The following is an 869-nucleotide window of genomic DNA, read 5'->3' on the forward strand; positions in this document are numbered from 1 at the left end:
CTCTTGTTGTTTTTTATCCTTTGTTTAGTCTATAAAATCTATATTAAAATACTTACAAGTTAAAGTAATATATTCTAAATCATTATCAAAATATATGTTTATCAACATCTCTTCTTCTTTTTCAATATAGCCTGTTATATCATCCCAATTATTTCTTATCAAATCTATAAAATTAGCTTCTAATTGATTAAAATTTTTACAATATGATTTTGAATGTAGTAACTTATAATCATAAAAAATAATTTGCAAATCTTGTATATCTTTTTTTTCTGATTTAAAAAATATTTCTAAAGTTTTTTCATTCATTGTGATAGAATAAACAAAAAAGTCATTTTTCAAATCTATTTTTACATCCTTAAGGTAAAATTCTCTTTTGAATAAACTTCCATGCTTTAAATTCTCAAATTTCATTATTTTGCCTTTTTAAATAATTTTCTACAATATCTAAATCTTTATGAGATATTGGCTCTACTAAACCCTGTGACATTCTATACTTTGTTGGATCTTGAGGATTTATATGTTTAGTATATTCTATTTTATGAGGTGTATCAATTATTCTCTTTGATGTCTTCTCATAATGTGGTTTACCATCTAAATCATATCTGGTGAGTTTATCTTTTGTCTTTATAGAAACACTATTATGTCCTCCATTTAAAGTATTTTTTATTTCCATGGCTCTTTGTTTGATATTTAAAATAATCTCCCCATCTTCAAGAATATAATCAGGACTTCTAGGTTTTGGAGTATCTTTAGGCCATATTCCATTATGTTTATAAAGATGAACTTCTTTATCGCTTACCCTACCTTTTTTATTTTCATTTTCCAAATATAAAAGCATTTTTGCTTTCTCTTTACTTTTTTCTCTTCTC

2 protein-coding genes are annotated in these 869 nt (G+C 24.2%); both read right to left on the reverse strand.

Annotation, left to right across the window (positions count from 1 at the left end; genetic code table 11):
- Positions 1 to 24: 24 nt before the first annotated feature.
- Positions 25 to 411, reverse strand: a complete 387-nt coding sequence (locus L8Y18_RS08575; protein ID WP_044598821.1) for a hypothetical protein — start codon at positions 409 to 411, stop codon at positions 25 to 27.
- On the reverse strand, positions 401 to 869 hold a 469-nt coding region (locus L8Y18_RS08580; RefSeq protein WP_263666996.1), incomplete at its 5' end, for a hypothetical protein. The genes L8Y18_RS08580 and L8Y18_RS08575, both read right to left, overlap by 11 nt.

The organism is Campylobacter sp. CNRCH_2007_0968H (genome assembly GCF_025773245.1).
Classification (GTDB): domain Bacteria; phylum Campylobacterota; class Campylobacteria; order Campylobacterales; family Campylobacteraceae; genus Campylobacter_D; species Campylobacter_D lari_D.